Below are 21,191 nucleotides of genomic sequence, written 5' to 3'. Positions count from 1 at the left end.
CATCGACAGGTCGACTTCTCGACAAGTCGAGATGTCGCTTTGTCGACATGTCAGCGTTCGTGCAGGTCGGAGGCCCCATCGCGCGTGGTGGGAGCGCCGGTCGGCCTTAGATCGGGCGGTCGTCGCGGTTGCGCGGATCCATGATGTCGACGATCCGGCGCAGGTCGTCGAGGGTCGCGAACTCGACGGTGATCTTGCCCTTGGCCTTCCCCAGGTCGATCTTGACCCGGGTCTCGAGCCGGTCGGCCAGCCGGTCGGAGATCTCCACCAGGCCGGGAGCGAAGGGCCGGGCGTGGTTGGCACGGGGCTTCGTCGTACCGGTGTCGCCGACGGCGACGATCTCCTCCAGGCCGCGGACGCTGATGCCTTCGGAGATGACCCGCTGGGCCAGCCGGTCCTGGACCTCCCCGTCGACCACCGCGAGCAGGGCGCGGGCGTGACCCGCGGACAGGACACCGGCGGCGACCCGCCGCTGGACGGCCGGGCTCAGCTTCAGGAGCCGGAGGGTGTTGCTGATCTGCGGGCGCGAGCGGCCGATCCGCTGGGCGAGCTCGTCGTGGGTGCAGCCGAAGTCCTCGAGGAGCTGGGCGTACGCCGACGCCTCCTCGAGCGGGTTGAGCTGGGCGCGGTGGAGGTTCTCCAGCAGCGCGTCGCGGAGCATGTCAGAGTCGTCGGTCTGCCGGACGATGGCGGGGATCTTGTCCAGCCCCGCCTGCTGGGCCGCCCGCCACCGGCGCTCGCCCATGATCAGCTCGAACGAGCCCGGCTCGAGCTCGCGGACCACGATCGGCTGCAGGAGCCCGATCTCCCGCACGCTGTGGACCAGCTCTTCCATCGCCTCCTCTTCGAAGACCTGGCGCGGCTGGACGCGGTTCGGCGTGATCGACGTGGGCTCGAGCTCGGCGAAGTAGGCGCCGTCGACCGTGACCAGCGGTCGTCCGTCCGTCGTGGACGCGGTCGCGTCCGATGACCCGGACGGCGTGGGGGAGGTGCTGGACCCGTCGGACACCGACTCGCCCGACGTCGGGGAGGCCGTGAGCGTCGCGGTGGACGTCGCGGCGTCCGGGGGAGCGGTGGGGATCAGTGACCCGAGCCCCCTGCCGAGGCCGCGGCGCGGCGTGTTGCTGCTCAACTCAGACTCCCCTTGGTCGCGATCTCCCGAGCGGCCTCCAGGTAGCTCAGCGCACCCGGCGAGCCCGGATCGTAGGTCATCACCGTCTGGCCGTACGACGGGGCCTCCGACACCCGGACCGAGCGGGGGATCGCGGTCTTCAGGACCTGGTCGCCGAAGTGCTCACGGACCTCCTGCGCGACGCCGGCCGCGAGACGGGTGCGGGCGTCGTACATCGTGAGGACGATCGTAGAGACCGCCAGCTCGGGGTTGAGGTGCGCCCGGACCATGTCGACGGTGGAGAGCAGCTGGCCGAGCCCCTCCAGGGCGTAGTACTCCGCCTGGATCGGGATCAGCATCTCCGCTCCCGCGACGAGGGCGTTGAGCGTCAGCAGGCCGAGGGACGGCGGGCAGTCGATCAGGACGTAGTCGTAGCGGTCCTCGCCGGCCGAGGCGGCGGTGCCGACCCACGGGTGGGCGAGGATCGCCTTCTTCAGCCGGCCCTCACGCGCCACGACACTGACCAGTTCGATCTCGGCACCGGCCAGGTCGATCGTGGCCGGTACGACGTCCAGCGACTCGCAGTCGGGGCAGGACTGGATGACCTCAGCGAGGGTGAGCCCGTCGACCAGGACCTCATACGTCCCGGGCGTGCCCTGACGGTGCTCGACGTTGAGCGCGGTCGACGCGTTGCCCTGCGGGTCGAGGTCGACCACCAGCACCCGCTGACCGAGCTCGGACAGCGCGGCCGCGATGTTCACGGCCGACGTGGTCTTGCCGACGCCGCCCTTCTGGTTCGCCACGACGAACACCCGGGTCGCCTGCGGCCGGGGGGCCGGCTCGCGATGGATGCTCTGGCGGATCAACACGGACTGCTGGACCTCGGCCGCGAGCGGCGTCTGGCTGTTGTCGAAGTCGGTGTCGTACGCCGCGAGGTCGCCCGCCGTCTTCACTGCGAATCGTGTTTCACGTGAAACGTTCGACGCGTTGGTTTCACGTGAAACGTCGCCCCTCGGGGCTTCATTGGGCGAGTCGGTCGGGTCACCCGACACCGGGGCCTCCTGTGGATAACTAGGGGCGGACTGTGGAACCTCAGGCTCAGAGGGCCGCTCGGAACCGGTGGAAAACTCAGAATGCGGACCTTCGCCGGCGGGCACTCGTCCCTGCCATGGATCCGTCACGAAGGTCTCCTCTTCCGACGCGGCGGTCGGCCCTGGACGGACCGGCTGCTGCCGCGAGCCCCGGAAGTCGGCAACGATACTCGTGCAGGATCGGCCCACGTAACCCGTACCACGCGGGTCTGTGGAGAAGGAGTGGCATCGTCGCCGTCCCCTGGCTGAGGGGCCTCGATCACGTCGATCGTGGGGGTCGCGCAGCCCAGCTTCTTGAGGACGGAAGCGGCAGCTGCCACCTCCTCCTCTGCCGAGTCGCCCTTCATGGCGACGAGCGAACCGGACGGCGCGACCAGCGGCATGCACCAACCGAGCAGCCGCTCCAGGGGGGCGACAGCGCGTGCGGTCACCACGTCGAACGTCTCCTTGCCGTGGAGTGCGTCGGCCCGGTCGCGGCGTACGACGACGTTGTCGAGGCCCAGGGCCACGACCACCTCGTCGAGGAACGTGGTCCGGCGCAGCAGCGGTTCCACGAGCGTCACCCGCAGGTCCGGCCGGGCCAGAGCAACGACGAGGCCGGGGAGCCCGGCGCCAGAACCGATGTCGGCGACCGTGGCATCGCGGGGGAGTGCGGTGGCCAGGAGAGCGCAGTTCACCACGTGCCGGTCCCACAGGCGCGGGACCTCGCGCGGACCGATCAAGCCCCGGACGACGCCGTCAGTCGCCAGGAGCTCGCCGTACTGCTCCACGAGCGGAAGGCGATCGGAAGGGAAGAGGGCCCGCACCAGTTCAGGTGCGGGCCCTGCGCCGGCGGGGTCGCCGGCGGGATGTTTCACGTGAAACGTCCGGAATCAGTCAGCCGGAAGCACGACGACGTACCGCCGCGGCTCCACGCCCTCGGACTCCGAACGCAGGCCGGCCGCGGCCACCGCGTCGTGCACGATCTTGCGCTCGAACGGCGACATCGGGTCCAGCGACATCGGCTCACCCGACGCCTTGACCTCCGCCGCGGCGTCCTCGCCGAGCTTGGTCAGCCGGGACCGCTTGTCCGCGCGGAAGCCGGAGATGTCCAGCATCAGCCGCGAACGGTCGCCGGTCTCGCGGTAGACGGCCAGCCGGGTCAGCTCCTGGAGCGCCTCCAGAACCTTGCCGTCCGGGCCCACGAGCTGCGACAGATCGGCGCCGACGATGGAGACCGCGGCGCGGTCCGCCTCGACGTCCATGTCCAGGTCGCCGTCGAGGTCTGCGATGTCCAGCAGCTCCTCGAGGTAGTCCGCGGCGATGTCGCCCTCACGCTCGAGGCGGGCCACCAGGTCCTCGCCCACAGGGGCGTCGGTGTCCTCGGCGTCGGAGTCCTCGACCTCGTCCTCCGCCTCGTTCTCCTCGGCGTCGTTCTCCTCCGCCTCGAACTCGCCGGCGTCGGTGTCCTCCGCCTCGTTCTCCGCTACTGCCGCCTCGTCGGTCACGGTCTCGTCAACGTCGGTCTCGGTGCTCACTTGCTGCCTCCCTTGCTCGGGTTGGATCCAGTGCCCGGCTTTCCGGACTTGCGCTGCGCACGGGTCTGCCGCTTGGGCTGCTGCCGCTGCGCAGGACGATTCGTCGTGGCCTCGGAGACCTCGTCACCCTCGGCGGCCGGCTCGTAAGCGGCGTACTTCTCGGGGTGCCTCGCGGCCTTGGCCTTGTCCCGCTCCTGCTTCGCCTTGGCTGCGGGCGTGCCGGGTGCGGGGTTGTTGCGGATGACGTAGAACTGCTGGCCCATCGTCCACAGGTTCGACGTCGTCCAGTAGAGGAGGACGCCGATCGGGAACGCCACACCGCCGAGGCCGAAGGCCACGGGCAGGATGTAGAGCAGCATCTTCTGCTGCTGGGCGTAGGGGCCGGTGAGCGCGTCGGCCGGCATGTTCTTGGCCATCAGCTGACGCTGGGTGAAGAAGGTGGTCGCGGTCATCGCGAGCACCAGCACCAGCGACACCATCATGACCAGGCCGTTGGGCTCGGTGCCCCAGGTCCTGGCGCCCCAGAACGAGTCCGCGAGCGGGATCTCGCCGAAGACCTTGGACTCGCCGAAGTTCTTGGCCAGATCCGTGGTGAGGAAGCCGTGCGCCTTGTTGTGCTTGGCCGCCTGGTCGAGCAGCCGGAACAACGCGAAGAAGATCGGCATCTGCAGCAGGATCGGCAGGCACGACGCGAACGGGTTCGTGCCCGCGTCCTTGTAGAGCTTCATCGTCTCTTCGGCGAGCCGCTGCCGGTCGTGGCCGTACTTCTTCTGCAGCTCCCGCACCTTCGGCTGGATCAGCTGCATGTTCCGGCTGGACTTGATCTGCTTCACGAAGAGCGGGATCAGCGCCGCGCGGATCACGAGCGTCAGCCCGATGATCGAGAGCGTCCACGAGAGCCCGCCCTCGGGGTCCAGACCGCACAGCTCGAACAGCTTGTGCCAGCCGATCAGTACCGCCGAGATGATGTAGTACAGCGGCACCATGATGAAGTGGCCGATGTCGCCGATGATGCCCACTCAGGCTCCTTGTCGGGTCGTCACGTCCGCGGCGATCGCGCCGCCGCGTGGGGTTCGGGGTGGTACGTGGTCAACGCCGCCGGCCGCCCACGGGTGGCACCGGGCCAAGCGTCGAGCAGCCAACCAGCTGCCCTTGATGCTGCCGTGCGTCTGCACCGCCTCGAGCGCGTACGCCGAGCAGGAGGGGTAGTAGCGGCAGACCTCGCCGTACAACGGGCTGATCACCGCGCGGTAGCCGCGCAGCAGCGCGACCAGCAGCCACTTCACCGCTCCACCTGTCCGGAACCGGCAGCGTCCCGACGCTCAGGGGTTCTCAGGCTCCTGTCCAGGCAACGGTCCAGGTCGGCGACGAGTTCCTCGTACGACGCCGCGGCCGCTGCCGGCTGAGCGCGTACGACGAGGAGCGCCCCGCCAGGAAGCAGCGCAGTCCGGGCCCGAGCCGCGTGCCGCAGCCGCCGCTTCACCTTGTTGCGGACGACGGCCGGACCGACCGCCTTGCTCACGACGAAGCCGATCCGGGCTCTGCCTGCCGCAGCGTCATCGCCCACCGCCAGGTGCGTCACCAGGGTGCGCGCTCCCGACCGACGGCCCGCCTTGACGGCGCGTCGGAACTGCTCGGGGCGCGTCAGCCGGTGATCGGCAGGAAGCACTGAGCCCTCCAGGGGGCCCGGTCAGAGAGCTGGGGCATGGCCCGCAGCCTCAGACGGCCAGGCTCTTGCGACCCTTCCGGCGACGGTTCGCCAGGATGGCGCGACCGGCGCGGGTGCGCATCCGCAGTCGGAACCCGTGCGTCTTGTGGCGACGACGGTTGTTCGGCTGGTACGTCCGCTTGCTCACGATCGACCTCTCAGATGGAACGTCTTGGGCTGCCTATATTTCGGGCAGGCCATCCGGCGCGGCCCGGCAGCAGAGTGCAGGCTTGCGCACTCGGCCCGATGCGGTGGTGGCAGCTTCGGCTGGCACCGCGCGTCCGTGGACCTCGAGCAGGAGATGACCCCCGGCAAGCTGGCCACGGACATGCGGCACCGGTCGACACCGGATGACCGCACAACGGTACGCGGCGGGCATCTGGCGGGTCAAACCGGCGAAACAGCCGACCCTACGCCGATCGCCGGCCGGTTCGCGCGCACCCCGCCGCACCTCTGTGGAATCCATCCTGAGATCCTGTGGAGAACGGGTTGATCGAAGGCCGCAGCCCGGTTAGGTTCGGTGGTTCCGGGATTCCCCGCCGGTTCGGGTTGCAGAGGACCCACGCGTTGCCGCAATCGTCGGCCGCCAATCCAAGAACTGGCGTCTGACCTGCGCAAACGCGGAGTCGACAGCGACCGGGACGGCCTCGGCAGGGCGTCGGGAACGGCGCCGACCACGAGTTCACAGCCTGTGGACAAAGTTGTGGAGCAGGCCGGACGACAGATCTGGGAGAGGAAGCCGTGAGCGGGAACGACGAGCACGTGGAGATGCGGTCCGAGAGCCCGGAGGCCGATCCCGCACTGGCCCGGCTCGAGGAGGCCTGGCACGCGGTCATCGACGACCTGCAGGCGCCGCAGCGGGCATGGCTGCAGGCCAGCCGGCCGGTGACCCTCCACGGCACCACGGCGATCGTCGCCGTCCCCGACGACTTCACCCGCAAGCGGCTCGAGGGCCGGGTGCGGGGTCACCTGGAGGACGCGCTCACCGACCGGTTCGGCCACGACGTCCAGCTGGCCGTCACCGTCGACCCCACCCTGCGCCCTGACGGTGTCGACACCGGCCACCCCGAGCCCGCAGGTCCGGCGCCCCTCGCGGTCGAGCCCGTGGAGCCGAACGGATTCGGCGACTTGTCGACAAATCGACTTGTCGATCAATCGGCGTACGACGACGACTCGACCCCCACGTTCGACGCGATCCGGAACAAGTTCCCCTCCCCGCCGCCGAGCATCACCGGCCAGGTCCCGCACACCGCCGAGTCGCGCCTCAACCCCAAGTACACGTTCGAGACGTTCGTCATCGGCTCGTCCAACCGGTTCCCGCACGCGGCAGCCGTTGCGGTGTCCGAGGCGCCGGGCAAGTCGTACAACCCGCTGCTCGTCTACGGGGACTCCGGACTCGGCAAGACCCACCTGCTCCACGCGATCGGCCACTACGTCCGCAGCCTCTACGCCGGGGCGAAGGTGCGCTACGTCAGCTCCGAGGAGTTCACCAACGAGTTCATCAACTCGATCCGCGACGACCGGCAGGACCGGTTCAAGAAGCGCTACCGCGAGGTCGACGTACTCCTCATCGACGACATCCAGTTCCTCCAGGGCAAGACCCAGACCCAGGAGGAGTTCTTCCACACCTTCAACTACCTGCACAACGCGCAGAAGCAGATCGTCCTCACGTCCGACCAGGCGCCCAAGCGGCTGGAGGCGCTGGAGGACCGGCTGCGCAACCGGTTCGAGTGGGGTCTCATCACCGACGTCCAGCCGCCTGACCTCGAGACCCGGATCGCGATCCTCCGCAAGAAGGCGGCGATGGACCGTCTCACCGCGCCGCCGGACGTGCTCGAGTTCATCGCGAGCAAGATCCAGACCAACATCCGCGAGCTTGAGGGGGCGCTGATCCGGGTCACCGCGTTCGCCAACCTCAACCGGCAGGACGTCGACCTCACCCTCGCCGAGATCGTCCTCAAGGACCTGATCCCCGAGGGCGGCGAGCCCGAGATCACCGCGCCGCTGATCATCGCCCAGACCGCGGCGTACTTCGGCCTGTCCATCGAGGAGCTCACCGGGCCCAGCCGCGGCCGGCACCTGGTGATGGCCCGCCAGATCGCGATGTACCTGTGTCGCGAGCTCACCGGACTCTCGCTGCCCAAGATCGGCGCCCAGTTCGGCAACCGCGACCACACGACCGTCATGTACGCCGAGCGCAAGATCAACCAGCTGCTCGGTGAGCGCCGCGCCGTCTTCAACCAGGTCAGCGAGCTGACCAACCGGGTGAAGATGACAGCCCGTCAGAGCTGACCCCTGGTGCGCCGACGCCTGTGGACGACACGCCCCGGAGGGTACGAACTACACGGGGAGGATTCTGTGGTTCGACGGGGCGGCCGGTTCCACAGGCCGTCGCCGTCCACACCGGCGCCTGCGGGCGCACGCGAAACTCCACACGCTCGTGCACACCCCGGATCGACCTCTCACCTGCACAGACACGACTTCTCCACAGATTCCACCGACGCTATGACTACTCCTGAATTCCAACTGGTTCGATTCGACGTCAACGAACTCCAGGCCGCTCATCTGTGGACAACCCCCCGCCATGGCAGGATGAACCACGATGACAACGGGGGGCACAACCGTGTAATTCCCCACGCGACGTCTCGTTACCTGCACACACCCCGCACCTCTGCAACGCGTTAGGACGCCACCGTGAAGTTCCGTGTCGACCGCGATGTCTTCGCCGACGCCGTCGCCTGGGCTGCCCGCAGCCTCCCCGTCCGCCCGAGCGCCCCGGTCCTGGCCGGCTTGTTGATCGAGGCGGGGGACGGTACGAATGGCGGCCTGGTCCTCTCCACGTTCGACTACGAGACCTCGTGCCGCGCCACGCTCACCGCAGAGGTGAGCGACGAAGGATCCGCGCTCGTCAGCGGTCGACTGCTGGCCGACATCTGTCGCAGCCTCCCGGCCAAGCCGATCGACGTGATGATCGACGGTGCCCGCGTCTCGCTCACCTGCGGCTCGGCCCGCTTCTCCCTGCAGACGATGCCGGTCGAGGACTACCCGTCGATCCCCTCGATGCCGGCGGCGACCGGCACCGTGTCGAGCGACGCGTTCGCGCACGCTGTCGCCCAGGCGGTCACCGCCGCGGGCCGCGACGACATGCTCCCCGTGCTCACGGGTGTCCGGGTCGAGATCGAGGGCGACACGATCGCGCTGCTCGCGACCGACCGGTTCCGCCTCGCGCAGCGCGAGCTCTCGTGGACGCCCGGCCAGCCGGACGCCAGCCTCGCTGCGCTGGTCCCGGCCAAGGTGCTGGGTGACACCGCCAAGTCCCTCACCGCCGGCCCCGAGGTGACCATCGCGCTGTCGGCCAGCGGCAGCGGTGACGGCCTCATCGGCTTCGAGGGCAGTGTCATCGGTCCGGGCGGCGACAGGATTGGATACAGGCGTACGACGACGCGCCTCCTGGACGGCGAGTTCCCCAAGGTCCGCAGCCTGTTCCCCAGCGAGCGGCTCACCGTCGCCAAGCTCGACAAGGCGACCCTGATCGAGTCCCTCAAGCGGGTCTCCCTCGTCGCGGAGCGCAACACGGCCGTCCAGCTCGCGTTCAAGGACGGCGTCCTCACCCTTGACGCCGGCTCGGGTGACGAGGCGCAGGCGTCGGAGTCGGTCGAGGCGCAGATCGAGGGCGACGACCTCGTGACCGGCTTCAACCCGCAGTTCCTGCTCGACGGCCTCGGCGCCATCGACGAGTCCGTGGTCGAGCTCGCGTTCACGCAGGCGTCGAAGCCGGTCGTGATCACGGGCACCGCCGACGAGTCCGCCTCCGACACCGCTGGCTCGTTCCGCTACCTGTTGATGCCCCGCCGCCTCCTGGGATAGGACACCTCGATGCACATCGGACTCATCGGCCTCGGCAAGATGGGCGGCAACATGCGCACCCGGATGCGCAACGCCGGCCTCACGGTCGTGGGCTACTCCCGTGATCCCGAGGTCTCCGACGTCGACAGTCTCGAGGCGCTCGTCGAGGCGCTGCCCGCCCCGAAGGTGGTCTGGGTGATGATCCCCGCGGGCGAGCCCACCCGGACGACGATCGCCCAGCTCAAGGAGCTGCTCGGCGAGGGCGACCTGGTGGTCGACGGCGGCAACTCCAAGTACACCGACGACCCCCTCAACGCCGCGTCGCTCGCCGAGAAGGGCATCGGCTTCGTCGACTGCGGCGTCTCCGGCGGCGTGTGGGGTCTCCAGAACGGCTACGCGCTGATGTACGGCGGCTCGGCCGAGGACACCGCGAAGGTGATGCCCGCGTTCCAGGCCCTCAAGCCCGCCGACACCACCGACGGCCTGGTCCACTGCGGCACCAAGCCCGGCGCCGGCCACTTCGCGAAGATGGTTCACAACGGCATCGAGTACGCCATGATGCAGGCGTACGCCGAGGGCTGGGAGCTGCTCGACAAGGTCGACATCGTCGAGAACGTGCCCGAGATCTTCGCCTCCTGGCGCACCGGCACCGTCGTCCGGTCGTGGCTCCTCGACCTGCTGGTCGACCAGCTGCGGGCCGACGAGCACCTCGATGCGCTCAAGGGCTACGCCGAGGACTCCGGTGAGGGTCGGTGGACCGTCGAGGCCGCGATCGAGAACGCGGTGCCGATGCCGGCGATCTCCGCCAGCCTGTTCGCCCGGTTCGTGTCCCGTCAGGAGGACGACGTGGCGATGAAGGCGATCGCCGCGATGCGCAACGGCTTCGGCGGCCACGCCGTCAAGAAGGGCTGACGCAGCGCTACAGCGCGTAGGCCAGCCGGACGAGCGCGTAGACCAGCCAGATCGCGCCGGTGCCGATGAAGATCGGGTGGCGCAGGAACTTGTCGAGCTCGGGGGGCGGCGTACGTCGTACCCGTCGGACGACGACGGTGACGGCCAGCGCGAGGATCGCCGCGACGACGACCAGCCCGAAGGCGTTGGCGGCGACGGACTCGCTCCACCAGCCGTGCGCGGCGTAGACCCAGGAACGGGTCAGGCCGCAGCCGGGGCACGGCAGCCCGGTGAGGGCGCGGAACGGGCAGATGACCGGCCCGTCCTCGATGTGCTCGGGGGACAGCAGGAACGACGCCCCGATGGCAGCGACCCCGCCCGCCGCGACGGCCTCCGCACCAGAGATGCGGAGGCGTCGGAGGAGCCGGGGCTCCTCGTGGGCGGACGGGGTCGTCGTGGTCATGCTGGGACTAGCGGGTCGCGATCAGCGGAACGGCCGGCCGTCGACGTCGTGCTGCTTGCGCAGCGCGAACATGATCAGGTCGTAGATCGCCCAGATGCCGCAGCCACCGCAGGTGAACAGCTTGCCGAGACCGAGACCGGTCTGGCCGAGGTAGAAGCGGTCGACGCCGAAGGTGCCGAGCAGCCACGACAGCAGGACGACGGTCAGCCACTCCTTGTCGGAGTAGAGGCCGGGGACGTCCTTGGCCGCGACGTACTGCTGGCTGTCGGCGCTGCGGACCGGGGTGTCGGACTTGATCTGGTTCGACACCGCCATCTGCGCAAGCGTGTTGAAGTCGAGCGGGCCCTGCTCCTGGCCGAGCACCGAGACGTAGAAGGGGCCGCCGGGGTTCATGGCGGGCGGCTGGGCGCCGTAGCCGCCCGGGGGCGGGGGAACTGGAGGTTGAGTCATGGGGAGCAGCCTAGGTCCCCGGGGCACCCTTCAAACATCATTCCCCCGGACGCATTCCCTTTTGGGGTGCCTCCGCCCGCGCTGCGGGCGCGTGGCAAGGGATGATGGGACGGTGCATGTCTCGCACCTGACTCTCCACGACTTCCGGTCGTACGGCGACGTGGACGTGCCGCTCGACCCCGGAGTTACGTCGTTCGTCGGGCGCAACGGGCAGGGCAAGACCAACCTCGTCGAGGCGATCGACTACCTCTCCCGGCTCACCTCGCACCGTGTGGCGACCGACGCACCGCTCATCCGCGCTGGTGCGGAGCAGGCGCTGGTGCGGGCCGCGGTCGTGCGGGACGGGCGGACCGCCGTACTGGAGGTGGAGCTCAACCCGGGCCGCGCCAACCGCGCGCGGATCAACAAGTCCCCGCTGTCCCGGGCTCGCGACCTCGTCGGCGTGCTCCGGACCGTGGTCTTCAGCCCGGAGGACCTGGCCCTGGTCAAGGGCGACCCGTCGGAGCGCCGGCGCTTCCTCGACGACCTGCTGGTGCTGCGGACGCCGCGGCTCGCGGGCGTGCGCGCCGACTACGACCGGGTGCTCAAGCAGCGCAACAGCCTGCTCAAGACGATCTACGCCGCGCGCGGCAGCAGTCGCGACGCGGCGCTCGCCACCCTGGCGGTCTGGGACGACCACCTGGTCGCGACCGGCTCCGAGCTGCTGGAGGCCAGGACGGCGCTGGTGGCCGACCTGGCGCCGTACGTCGGGAAGGCCTATGAGGCGGTGGCCCGCGGCGCCACGCGCGACGACGCCCGGATCGCCTACAGCACGCGGATGTCGCTGATCGAGGAGGAGGGCGGTCGCGGCGACACCCCATCCCGCGACCTGCTCGGCGTGGCCTTCCGCGCGGAGCTGGCGCGGCGGCAGGACGAGGAGATCGGCCGGGGACTCACCCTGGTCGGCCCGCACCGCGACGACCTGCAGCTGACCCTCGGACCGGGGGAGGACAGCCGGCTGCCGGTGAAGGGCTATGCGTCCCACGGCGAGTCGTGGTCCTTCGCGCTCGCGCTGCGGCTGGCGTCGTACGACCTGTTGCGCTCCGACGGCGACGACCCGATCCTGATCCTCGACGACGTGTTCGCCGAGCTCGACGCCGAACGGCGCAACCAGCTCGCCGGGCTGGTCGCCGGTGCCGAGCAGGTGCTCGTCACCGCGGCGGTCCTGGCGGACGTGCCTGCCATGCTGGCCGGAGCGACCTTCACGGTCGCGGGAGGGGAGGTGACCCGTGTCGACCGAGGACCCGACCCCGACTGACGGGGGCGCCGACGAGACCGACGGCGACCACCGCACCGACGGCCTCGACCTCGCCCGCGCGATGATGCGGGGCGCCGTGGCGCCAGGGTCGCCGGCCGCGCGGAAGCCGCTCCGCCGGCCCGGTGCGAAGACCCGGCGGGCGCGCCGGGGCAACGAGGGCGGGCTGAGTGGCGCCTACCCCGACGAGCGGGACCCGCAGCTGCTCGGTGGGGAGATCGGCCGGCTCGTCAGCCAGCGGGGCTGGGGCCTCGACCTCCAGGTGCGCGGGGTCTTCGCGCGCTGGACCGAGGTGGTCGGCGAGGAGATCGGCGCCCACTCCACCCCGGAGTCGCTGACCGACGGCACCCTCGTGGTCCGCACCGACTCCAGCGCCTGGGCCACCCAGCTGAAGCTGCTCGCGCCCACCCTGGTCAAGCGGCTCAACACCGAGCTGGGCACCGGCACGGTGACGGTGGTCGAGGTGCTCGGTCCGCACGCGCCGAGCTGGAAGCACGGCCACCGCGGACTCCGCGACGGGCGCGGTCCGCGCGACACCTACGGCTAGGTCGCCAGGGCGCCGCGGAGGCGGTCGTAACGGGCCGGCCGTCGTACCGGGGGCTGGTGGCACCCCTGTTCGGCGCTGCAAATGGCCTTTCCGGGGCGCTCAGGACCGTCTTTCGTCCACAGACCCCCCGCCCCCGAGGGGCGGAACGTGTTCAGAGCCACTCCGGACGGTATTATGGACGCGAGGCCGGGCGCACGCCCCACAAGCGTGAGCATCGGCCTTCTGCTTGCCCGCTCCCTGACCCGAAGAGGTGCCGTGACCGTCGAAGAGCCGACCACGAACTCGACCAACGCGACACCGTCATCGGCCCCGACCGGTGAGTACGACGCCTCCGCGATCCAGGTCCTCGAGGGCCTCGAGGCGGTCCGCAAGCGGCCCGGCATGTACATCGGCTCCACCGGCGAGCGCGGCCTCCACCACCTCATCTGGGAGATCGTGGACAACGCGGTCGACGAGGCCCTGGCCGGCTTCTGCGACCGGATCGTGGTGACGCTCCAGGCCGACGGCGGCATCCGGGTCGAGGACAACGGCCGCGGCATCCCGACCGACACGGCGCCGGGCCAGGACATGCCGGCGGTCACGATGGCGCTGACGATGCTGCACGCCGGCGGCAAGTTCGGCGGCGGCGGCTACAAGGTCTCCGGCGGTCTGCACGGCGTCGGCGTCTCGGTCGTCAACGCGCTGTCCTCCCACCTGATCGTCGAGGTGAAGAACCGCGGCCACGTGTGGCGCCAGTCGTTCACCATCGGCGTGCCCGACGGCGAGCTCGAGCAGGTCCGGCCGATGGAGCCGGACGAGCGCACCGGGACCACGGTCACCTACTGGGCCTCGGAGGACATCTTCGAGACCACGACGTACTCCTTCGAGACGATCACCAACCGCTTCCGCGAGATGGCCTTCCTCAACAAGGGCCTCGAGATCGTGGTCCGCGACGAGCGGCCCTCCGCCGAGGAGGTCGCCGAGGCCGTCGAGGACGACACGATCAGCAACGACATCGACCAGACCGGGGCGGACGCGATCCACCGCGGCGAGAGCGGCGGCATCGAGCGCAAGTTCAAGTACGACCGCGGGCTGATCGACTACGTCGAGCACCTCAACCGCCGCAAGGACAAGGCGAACCCGACGGTGATCGCGTTCGAGGCCGACTCCGACGCGTTCGCGTCCAAGGTCAGCGGCGACGACGCCAACCACATGAGCCTCGAGCTGGCCATGCAGTGGAACACCTCCTACACCGAGTCGGTCCACACCTTCGCCAACACGATCAACACCCACGAGGGCGGCACGCACGAAGAGGGCTTCCGGTCCGCCCTCACCTCGCTGATCAACCACTGGGGCGAGGAGTGGGGCCTGATCAAGAAGCGCGAGGACCGGGTCTCGGGCGACGACATCCGCGAGGGCCTGACCGCGATCATCTCGATCAAGCTCGGCGAGCCGCAGTTCGAGGGCCAGACCAAGACCAAGCTCGGCAACACCGAGGCCAAGGGCTTCGTCCAGCGCCTGGTCAACGACCAGCTCGGGGACTGGCTCGAGAAGAACCCGGCCGAGGGTCGCGACATCGTGCGCAAGGCGCAGGCCGCGGCGTCGGCCCGGATCGCCGCGCGCAAGGCGCGCGACCTGGCGCGCAACCGCAAGGGCCTGCTCGGCGGGGGCGGCCTGCCCGGCAAGCTGTCGGACTGCCAGTCCACGAACCCTGCGGAGTGCGAGGTCTTCATCGTCGAGGGTGACTCGGCCGGTGGCTCCGCCCGTCAGGGTCGCGACCCGCGGGTGCAGGCGATCCTCCCGATCCGCGGCAAGATCCTCAACGTCGAGAAGGCGCGCATCGACAAGGTGCTGGCCAACACGGAGGTCCAGGCGATCATCTCCGCGCTGGGCACCGGCATCCACGAGGAGTTCAGCCTCGAGAAGCTGCGCTACCACAAGGTCGTGCTGATGGCGGACGCCGACGTCGACGGCCACCACATCAACACCCTGCTGCTGACGTTGCTGTTCCGCTTCATGAAGCCGCTCATCGAGCACGGCTACGTCTACATGGCCCAGCCGCCGCTCTACCGGATCCGGTGGAACAAGCCGGCCGAGCACGAGTTCGTCTATTCGGACTCCGAGCGCGACGCGCTGATGCGCGACGGCCTGGAGTCCGGCAAGAAGCTCCCCAAGGAGAACCCGGTCCAGCGCTACAAGGGTCTCGGCGAGATGAACGCCGAGGAGCTGTGGGAGACCACGATGAACCCCGACCAGCGCCTCATGCTCCAGGTGACGCTCGACGACGCCGCCCAGGCCGACGAGATCTTCTCGATCCTGATGGGGGAGGACGTCGAGCAGCGGCGGTCCTTCATCCAGCGCAACGCCAAGGACGTCCGATTCCTCGATATCTGAGTATCTAGCCCAGAACTTAGACATCGGTAGAAACAGGAAGATCGAACATGACTGAGACGCCCACCAACCTCGGCGGCGGCGAGGGACCCGGCCCCGGCGGTCGGATCGAGCCGATCGAGCTGCAGACGTCCATGCAGCGCGCCTACATCGACTACGCGATGGCGGTCATCGTCGGCCGCGCGCTGCCCGACGTACGCGATGGGCTCAAGCCGGTGCACCGCCGCGTGCTCTACGCGATGTACGACGGGGGCTACCGCCCCGACCGCGGCTTCTCCAAGTGCTCGCGCGTCGTCGGTGACGTGATGGGTCAGTACCACCCGCACGGCGACACCGCCATCTACGACACCTTGGTCCGCCTGGCGCAGCCGTGGGTGATGCGCGCGCCGCTGGTGCAGGGCCAGGGCAACTTCGGCTCGCCGGGCAACGACTCCGCTGCCGCGATGCGGTACACCGAGTGCCGGATGGCGCCGCTGGCGCTGGAGATGGTTCGCGACATCGAGCAGGAGACCGTCGACTTCCAGCCCAACTACGACGGCCGCTCGGAGGAGCCGACGGTCCTGCCGGCGCGCTACCCGAACCTGCTGGTCAACGGCTCGGCCGGCATCGCGGTCGGCATGGCCACCAACATCCCGCCGCACAACCTGCGCGAGGTGGCGGACGGCGCCCAGTGGGCGCTCGAGCACCCCGACGCGACCCGCGAGGAGCTGCAGGACGCGCTCATCGAGCGGATCAAGGGCCCCGACTTCCCCAACGGCGCGCTCATCGTCGGCCGCGAGGGCATCGAGCAGGCCTACCGCACCGGCCGCGGCTCGGTCACCCAGCGCGCGGTGATCGAGATCGACGAGGACTCCCGCGGACGCACCTGCCTGTCGATCACCGAGCTGCCCTACATGGTCAACCCGGACAACCTGGCGCTGAAGATCGCCGAGCTCGCCGACTCCGGCAAGGTCCAGGGCATCGCCGACGTGCGCGACGACTCCTCCGGCCGCACCGGCCAGCGGCTGGTGGTCGTGCTGAAGCGGGACGCGGTCGCGCGCGTCGTACTCAACAACCTGCTGAAGCACACCGAGCTGCAGACCAACTTCTCCGCCAACATGCTGGCGCTGGTCGACGGTGTGCCCCGCACCCTGAGCATCGACCAGTTCATCAGCAACTGGATCGCCCACCAGGTCGACGTCATCCAGCGCCGGACCCGCTACCGCCTGTCCGAGGCGGAGAAGCGGGCCCACATCCTGCGAGGTCTGGTCAAGGCGCTCGACATGCTCGACGAGGTGATCGCGCTGATCCGGCGCTCGCCCGAGGTCGACGACGCGCGCCAGGGCCTGATCGAGCTGCTCGACATCGACGAGATCCAGGCCAACGCGATCCTCGACATGCAGCTGCGTCGCCTGGCCGCCCTCGAGCGCCAGAAGATCATCGACGACCTCGCCAAGATCGAGCTCGAGATCGCCGACCTCAAGGACATCCTCGCCAACGAGGCCCGGCAGCGGTCGATCGTGTCGGAGGAGCTCGCCGCCATCGTCGAGAAGTACGGCGACGACCGGCGCACGCAGATCATCGCGGCCGACGGCGACCTCTCGATGGAGGACCTGATCCCCGACGAGGAGCTGGTCGTCTCGATCACCCGCGGCGGCTACGCCAAGCGGACGCTCGCGACCCAGTACCGCACCCAGAAGCGCGGCGGCAAGGGCGTGCGCGGCGCGGCCCTGCGGGGCGACGACGTGGTCGAGCACTTCATCGCGACCACCAACCACCACTGGCTGCTGTTCTTCACGACCGCCGGTCGCGTCTACCGCACCAAGGCCTACAACCTGCCGGAGGCGCAGCGCGACGCCAAGGGCGGTCACGTCGCCGGTCTGCTCAGCTTCCAGCCCGACGAGTCGATCGCCCAGGTGCTGGCGATCCGTGACTACGAGCAGGCGCCGTACCTCGTCCTCGCGACGCGCAACGGCCTGGTCAAGAAGACCCGGCTCGGTGACTACAACAGTCCCCGCCAGGCCGGCGTCATCGCGATCAACTTCCGCGAGGACGACGACGAGCTGATCGGCGCCGAGCTGGTCAACGGCGAGGACGACATCCTGCTGGCGTCGCGCAAGGGTCAGGCGATCCGGTTCCGCGCCAGCGACGACCAGCTGCGGCCGATGGGCCGCGCGACGTCGGGTGTCACCGGCATGCGGTTCAAGTACGACGACGACTCGGTGCTGTCGATGTCCGTCATCCGCGCCGCCCAGGTGGCCGCCGAGGAGGCGGCCGGGCTCGCCGAGCACGACGACGAAGCGGCTCCTGTGGAGGCGACCGCCGAGCAGGTCAGCGAGGTGAAGGCGCAGTACGTCTTCACGATGACCGACGCCGGCTACGCCAAGCGGACCCGGATCAACGAGTACCGCCTCACCGGCCGGGGTGGCCTCGGCATCACCACCATGAAGCTCACCAACGAGGAGCGAGGCGGCCTGGTCGGCGCCTTCATCGTCGAGGACGGCGACGAGATCCTGTCGATCACGCAGGGTGGCCAGGTGGTCCGCAGCCCCATCGACGACAACTTCAAGCCGTCGGTCGGCCGGTCCACCCAGGGTGTGAGGTTCGTGTCGCCCAAGTCCGGCGACGCGGTCGCGGTCGTGGCCCGCTCGGTCGAGTCGAAGGTCGACGAGGACGAGTCGGCCGGCACCGCTCCCACCGACGACGACGAGACGGACGAATCGCCCGTTTCAGGCCCGGATGCAACAATCGAGGGTGAAGAGCCCGTCGAGTCGGGCGACAGCGGGGACGCCGAGAGCCCCGGGGGAGAGTGAGGGTAGATGTCGGACCGCACCAAGGAGCCGACCACCGTGCCTGCACCCCCGGCCGGGCCCGTGAGCACGGAGTCCGGGGCCCGTCCGACGGACGCCAACGCCCCGGTGCAGCCGCTGCCCGGCCTGCCGCCGCGCCCCGCCGGCGCACCCACGCCGTCCGCACCCGCCGGTCCCACCGCGGTCACCCCGACCGCTGAGACGCCCACCGCTCGTCAGCGCGGTCCGCGCCGGGCCCGGCTCCGGCTGACCCGCATCGATCCCTGGTCGGTCATGAAGACCGCGTTCCTGCTGTCGATCGCGTTCGCGGTCGTCACCGTGGTGTCGGTCGCCATGGTGTGGCAGGTGCTCGGCGCCGCCGGCGTGTGGGAGTCGATCAACAGCACCATCCAGGAAGGCATCGGCGGCGAGGACGTCTCCAGCTTCCAGGTGCAGGACTACGTCGGCACCAGCCGGGTCCTCGGATTCACGATGCTCGTCGCCGCGATCGACGTCATCCTGATCACCGCGAGCGCGACGCTCACGGCCTTCCTCTACAACATGGCCGCAGCCCTTCTCGGCGGCATCGAGGTCACCCTCGCCGAGGACGCCTGAGCCGACCGGCCCCGTTTTGTTCGCCCCGGCTCCGGTCGGGTACCGTTCCCTCCGGTCTGCGGTCGGGGCTTCCACCTTGCCGCAGGCCACTCGGGCCTATAGCTCAGACGGTTAGAGCGCTTCCCTGATAAGGAAGAGGTCACAGGTTCAAGTCCTGTTAGGCCCACTCCCACGCCCACCGATGGAGGCAGCGTGATCAAGAAGCTCGTGCTCTCAGCACTCGCGGCGGCTGGCGTCGCATTCGCAGTCAAGAAGCTGCAGGAAAGCAAGGCGGAGCAGGCCCTCTGGGCCGAGGCCACCGACCAGCTGCCGGAGTCCTGAGCTGCGGTTGTCGAGGAGGTCGCGCTGCGACCGACTCGAGACACGGGGCCTTGGCGCAATTGGTAGCGCACCTGCTTTGCAAGCAGGGGGTTAGGGGTTCGAGTCCCCTAGGCTCCACCACAAGAAACCGCAGGTCAGCCTGCGGTTTCTGTCGTTTGTGGTGGGCGGTCGGTGGTGCCAGAACGGAGCCTCGGTGCCAGATTGGTGCCAGATTGACGGGGAGAATGTCAGAGCCCGCGACTCCGGGCGCGCCGTACACTGGGAGGCATGGCACCGGACGCAGCCGCGATCATCAAGGCGGGTCTTGCGCTCGATCTGGACGATCGAGCCGCTGTTGCGCGCGCCCTGCTGGCCAGTCTGCCGGAATCGGCCGAGGACCACACAGCGATCGATAGCGCCTGGGCGACTGAGATCGCGCGGCGCGTTGACGACGTGCTGGCCGATCGTGTCGAGCTGATCGACGCTGACGAGCACTACGCACGGCTCCGCAGCGAACTGGCCGCTCGGCCCGCGTGAGTCTTCCGCAACGCGAGCACCCGGAGGCGGCCGCGGAGTTCGACGCGGCCCTGCGCTGGTACGAGGACCGCGAGAAGGGTCTTGGTCTGGCCCTGCTCGACCGGGCGGAAGCGTCGCGCGCTGACATCAGCGCCTGGCCGGAGGCCGCACCAGCATTCCCAGGCTGGACAGGCGACGAGACCGTCCGGTGCGTGCTGGTCAAGGGGTATCCGTATCGGATCGCCTACCTGCTCCGCGAGACCGAGATCGTCATCCTGGCCTACGCCCATCAGAACCGTCGCCCGGGCTATTGGGCCGACCGAGTGCCCACCGCCTGACTCACGAGGTCCGGGGTGAATCGGGATATCTTCGCCCAGGTATCCTCAGTATCCCCGTCGAGCTGCGCGAGATGCTCGCCGCCCGGGGTGCGAGCGGCCGTCGCAGCGACAGCGGATCGCCTTCGAGCAGGGCTTGGTGTGCGTGCCGCGGCTGCCGCAGGTGCATTTCTGGCGGTGGTGGCAGGAGCGCAGATGGACCTTGCGCACGTTGCCCGCCGCAGACTGCCCAGTGTCGGCGTCACCCAGCGCGTCAGCAGGCACGGCAGGGGCAGGCTCTCGAGGTGGTGGCGCAGCCGTCGAAGCTGCCGGGGATGGGCTGATCGGGCATAACGTCGCCCTGGTGGGCTGTATGGGTGGCCCAGCACGATCGCATCGCGTGGTCGCCAGGGGCGAACGGATTGTGCAGGGCGACAGCGCCACGCCAACCACAGTCCGGATTGTCGTGACGCTGTCACGAGAATTGGTGGGGGAAGACGCTGCCGATCAGAGTGGCCTCATCAGGTTGTCGAGGTCCTCGCGGCGTACGCGCAGGCCCCGCTTGCCGCACAAGTACGCCGGCAGGTCGCCTGCGGCGATCAGCCTGCGGATCGTCTTGACCGACGCGGCGACGTAGACGGCGGCCTGCTGGAGGGTCATCCAGTTGGTCTCAGTGCCGGGCGTCTGCGGGTGGACAGAGCTCATGTCACTCACCGGCCCGGATGAAGCGCCTGATGTCGGCGACGGTCGTGTAGAGGCGCCCGGTCCCGTTGAAGCGCCGCCACTGTGGGCCGTGCTCCTGGACGCGCCAACACCTGACCGTTCGCTGGGGAGTGCGGATCAAGGAGCAGAACTCCTCGAAGAGGACGATGTCGTTGTCGTCCCACCCAGCGGGGATTTCGATCGGAGCGATGGTCATCGTCCGACCTCCTTTCCTGGTGGTTTGTGAATGCGGATGTTCTGATGACCGAAGAGGCAACCAACCGGTGGGTGGATCGGACATCTGGAGCCGAACTTCTTCCGGCCGCTGCGTCGACGCGCTGGTCGAGCGCACCGGCGCAGACCAGGGCACCTCGGGCACCTCACTGGGCGCACCTGGGCGATCGCGCTCGAACAAACTCGACCAGGCGAACAGGGGCATCGTTGTGCGGGCCGACGCTCCCTCGGGCCCGGCGGCATCGGAGGCGCTCGCACTGGGTCAACTCGCCGGCGGGCCCTCGCGGTGGATGCCCAAGGACGCGCCCGGACAGGCACGGACGACCGGCAGTCGGGTGAGTCCGGCCACCGCGATCAGGAACCTCGATGCGACCGCGTCGAGCTGCCGGACGTGGCCGAAGGTGAACGCCCGCAGGAACGAACCCAACGTCGAGGGCGCGTAGGCCCGTGCGAA

At 69.4% G+C, this 21,191-nt stretch carries 23 protein-coding genes, 2 tRNA genes and 1 pseudogene; 13 read left to right on the top strand and 13 right to left on the bottom strand.

The window, feature by feature from the left end; genetic code table 11:
- Positions 1–106: 106 nt before the first annotated feature.
- The 8 genes from D0Z08_RS13665 to rpmH form a co-directional block, all read right to left on the bottom strand.
- Positions 107–1,132, bottom strand: coding sequence for a ParB/RepB/Spo0J family partition protein (locus D0Z08_RS13665; protein ID WP_118925803.1), 1,026 nt, complete (start codon positions 1,130–1,132; stop codon positions 107–109).
- A complete protein-coding gene (locus tag D0Z08_RS13660; protein ID WP_220454173.1) occupies positions 1,129–2,064 on the bottom strand; it encodes a ParA family protein in 936 nt (311 codons plus the stop codon). The genes D0Z08_RS13665 and D0Z08_RS13660 overlap by 4 nt, the downstream gene beginning before the upstream one ends.
- 224 nt (positions 2,065–2,288) lie before the next feature.
- Positions 2,289–2,972: a 16S rRNA (guanine(527)-N(7))-methyltransferase RsmG gene (gene rsmG / locus D0Z08_RS13655; protein WP_245993937.1), complete on the bottom strand. Its 684-nt coding sequence runs from the start codon at positions 2,970–2,972 to the stop codon at positions 2,289–2,291.
- Positions 2,973–3,074: 102 nt separating this feature from the next.
- The gene (locus tag D0Z08_RS13650; protein ID WP_220454181.1) at positions 3,075–3,689 is read right to left on the bottom strand and encodes a Jag family protein; all 615 of its coding nucleotides are present in this window, start codon (positions 3,687–3,689) and stop codon (positions 3,075–3,077) included.
- A 26-nt stretch (positions 3,690–3,715) separates the two neighbouring features.
- Positions 3,716–4,705 (bottom strand): membrane protein insertase YidC, encoded by a 990-nt coding sequence (gene yidC / locus D0Z08_RS13640; protein ID WP_245993965.1) that lies wholly within the window; start codon positions 4,703–4,705, stop codon positions 3,716–3,718.
- A 33-nt stretch (positions 4,706–4,738) separates the two neighbouring features.
- On the bottom strand, positions 4,739–5,005 hold the full coding sequence (gene yidD / locus D0Z08_RS13635; protein ID WP_118925799.1) for a membrane protein insertion efficiency factor YidD: 267 nt from the start codon (positions 5,003–5,005) through the stop codon (positions 4,739–4,741).
- Positions 5,002–5,388: a ribonuclease P protein component gene (gene rnpA / locus D0Z08_RS13630; RefSeq protein ID WP_118925798.1), complete on the bottom strand. Its 387-nt coding sequence runs from the start codon at positions 5,386–5,388 to the stop codon at positions 5,002–5,004. Before rnpA ends, yidD begins: the two co-directional genes overlap by 4 nt.
- Before the next feature lie 49 nt (positions 5,389–5,437).
- Positions 5,438–5,575 carry a 50S ribosomal protein L34 gene (gene rpmH / locus D0Z08_RS13625; RefSeq protein ID WP_109694204.1) on the bottom strand — a complete coding sequence of 46 codons (138 nt, stop codon included), beginning with the start codon at positions 5,573–5,575 and terminating at the stop codon, positions 5,438–5,440.
- Between the two features lie 620 nt (positions 5,576–6,195).
- Between rpmH and dnaA the strand changes: the two genes are divergently transcribed.
- The 3 genes from dnaA (at position 6,196) to gnd (ending at position 10,185) form a co-directional block, all read left to right on the top strand.
- Positions 6,196–7,719: a chromosomal replication initiator protein DnaA gene (dnaA, locus tag D0Z08_RS13620; protein WP_118925964.1), complete on the top strand. Its 1,524-nt coding sequence runs from the start codon at positions 6,196–6,198 to the stop codon at positions 7,717–7,719.
- A gap of 402 nt (positions 7,720–8,121) precedes the next feature.
- A complete protein-coding gene (gene dnaN, locus D0Z08_RS13615) occupies positions 8,122–9,294 on the top strand; it encodes a DNA polymerase III subunit beta (protein ID WP_118925797.1) in 1,173 nt (390 codons plus the stop codon).
- Between the two features lie 9 nt (positions 9,295–9,303).
- Positions 9,304–10,185: a phosphogluconate dehydrogenase (NAD(+)-dependent, decarboxylating) gene (gene gnd, locus D0Z08_RS13610; RefSeq protein ID WP_118925796.1), complete on the top strand. Its 882-nt coding sequence runs from the start codon at positions 9,304–9,306 to the stop codon at positions 10,183–10,185.
- Positions 10,186–10,192: 7 nt separating this feature from the next.
- On the opposite strand, the gene D0Z08_RS13605 is transcribed toward gnd, so the two are convergent.
- Together D0Z08_RS13605 and D0Z08_RS13600 are read right to left on the bottom strand one after the other, a co-directional pair.
- Positions 10,193–10,627, bottom strand: a complete 435-nt coding sequence (locus D0Z08_RS13605) for a DUF2752 domain-containing protein (protein ID WP_118925795.1) — start codon at positions 10,625–10,627, stop codon at positions 10,193–10,195.
- 21 nt (positions 10,628–10,648) lie between these two features.
- Positions 10,649–11,077 (bottom strand): NINE protein, encoded by a 429-nt coding sequence (locus D0Z08_RS13600; protein ID WP_118925794.1) that lies wholly within the window; start codon positions 11,075–11,077, stop codon positions 10,649–10,651.
- Positions 11,078–11,189: 112 nt separating this feature from the next.
- Between D0Z08_RS13600 and recF the strand changes: the two genes are divergently transcribed.
- From recF to D0Z08_RS13555, 10 genes are all read left to right on the top strand, one after another.
- Positions 11,190–12,374, top strand: a complete 1,185-nt coding sequence (gene recF, locus D0Z08_RS13595; protein WP_118925793.1) for a DNA replication/repair protein RecF — start codon at positions 11,190–11,192, stop codon at positions 12,372–12,374.
- Positions 12,346–12,918 carry a DciA family protein gene (locus D0Z08_RS13590; RefSeq protein WP_245993936.1) on the top strand — a complete coding sequence of 191 codons (573 nt, stop codon included), beginning with the start codon at positions 12,346–12,348 and terminating at the stop codon, positions 12,916–12,918. The genes recF and D0Z08_RS13590 overlap by 29 nt, the downstream gene beginning before the upstream one ends.
- Positions 12,919–13,173: 255 nt before the next feature.
- Positions 13,174–15,291, top strand: a complete 2,118-nt coding sequence (gene gyrB, locus D0Z08_RS13585) for a DNA topoisomerase (ATP-hydrolyzing) subunit B (RefSeq protein WP_281271734.1) — start codon at positions 13,174–13,176, stop codon at positions 15,289–15,291.
- Between the two features lie 131 nt (positions 15,292–15,422).
- Positions 15,423–18,080, top strand: a complete 2,658-nt coding sequence (gene gyrA, locus D0Z08_RS13580) for a DNA gyrase subunit A (protein ID WP_425454060.1) — start codon at positions 15,423–15,425, stop codon at positions 18,078–18,080.
- Positions 18,081–18,086: 6 nt separating this feature from the next.
- Positions 18,087–18,671: a DUF3566 domain-containing protein gene (locus D0Z08_RS13575; RefSeq protein WP_118925790.1), complete on the top strand. Its 585-nt coding sequence runs from the start codon at positions 18,087–18,089 to the stop codon at positions 18,669–18,671.
- A 92-nt stretch (positions 18,672–18,763) separates the two neighbouring features.
- Positions 18,764–18,837: transfer RNA gene (locus tag D0Z08_RS13570), tRNA-Ile, on the top strand.
- 26 nt (positions 18,838–18,863) lie between these two features.
- Entirely contained in the window at positions 18,864–18,992 is a 129-nt protein-coding gene (locus D0Z08_RS32655; protein WP_220454172.1) for a DLW-39 family protein, read from the top strand.
- A 44-nt stretch (positions 18,993–19,036) separates the two neighbouring features.
- A tRNA-Ala gene (locus D0Z08_RS13565) sits at positions 19,037–19,112 on the top strand.
- A 147-nt stretch (positions 19,113–19,259) separates the two neighbouring features.
- Positions 19,260–19,508 carry an addiction module protein gene (locus D0Z08_RS13560; RefSeq protein ID WP_118925789.1) on the top strand — a complete coding sequence of 83 codons (249 nt, stop codon included), beginning with the start codon at positions 19,260–19,262 and terminating at the stop codon, positions 19,506–19,508.
- Complete coding sequence (locus D0Z08_RS13555) at positions 19,505–19,825, top strand: type II toxin-antitoxin system RelE/ParE family toxin (RefSeq protein WP_118925788.1); 321 nt, start codon at positions 19,505–19,507, stop codon at positions 19,823–19,825. Before D0Z08_RS13560 ends, D0Z08_RS13555 begins: the two co-directional genes overlap by 4 nt.
- A 483-nt stretch (positions 19,826–20,308) precedes the next feature.
- Here D0Z08_RS13555 and D0Z08_RS13550 read toward each other — a convergent pair whose 3' ends face one another.
- From D0Z08_RS13550 to D0Z08_RS13540, 3 genes and pseudogenes are all read right to left on the bottom strand, one after another.
- Complete coding sequence (locus D0Z08_RS13550) at positions 20,309–20,506, bottom strand: helix-turn-helix domain-containing protein (RefSeq protein WP_220454171.1); 198 nt, start codon at positions 20,504–20,506, stop codon at positions 20,309–20,311.
- Position 20,507: 1 nt separating this feature from the next.
- A complete protein-coding gene (locus tag D0Z08_RS13545) occupies positions 20,508–20,720 on the bottom strand; it encodes a hypothetical protein (protein ID WP_118925787.1) in 213 nt (70 codons plus the stop codon).
- Positions 20,721–20,999: 279 nt separating this feature from the next.
- Positions 21,000–21,191: pseudogene (locus D0Z08_RS13540) on the bottom strand (hypothetical protein); the annotation flags it as partial.

The sequence above is a fragment of the Nocardioides immobilis genome, assembly GCF_003515065.1.
Classification (GTDB): Bacteria; Actinomycetota; Actinomycetes; order Propionibacteriales; family Nocardioidaceae; genus Nocardioides; species Nocardioides immobilis.
The sequence above is the reverse complement of the archived record's forward strand: the minus strand, read 5'-3'. Positions and strand labels throughout refer to the sequence as shown.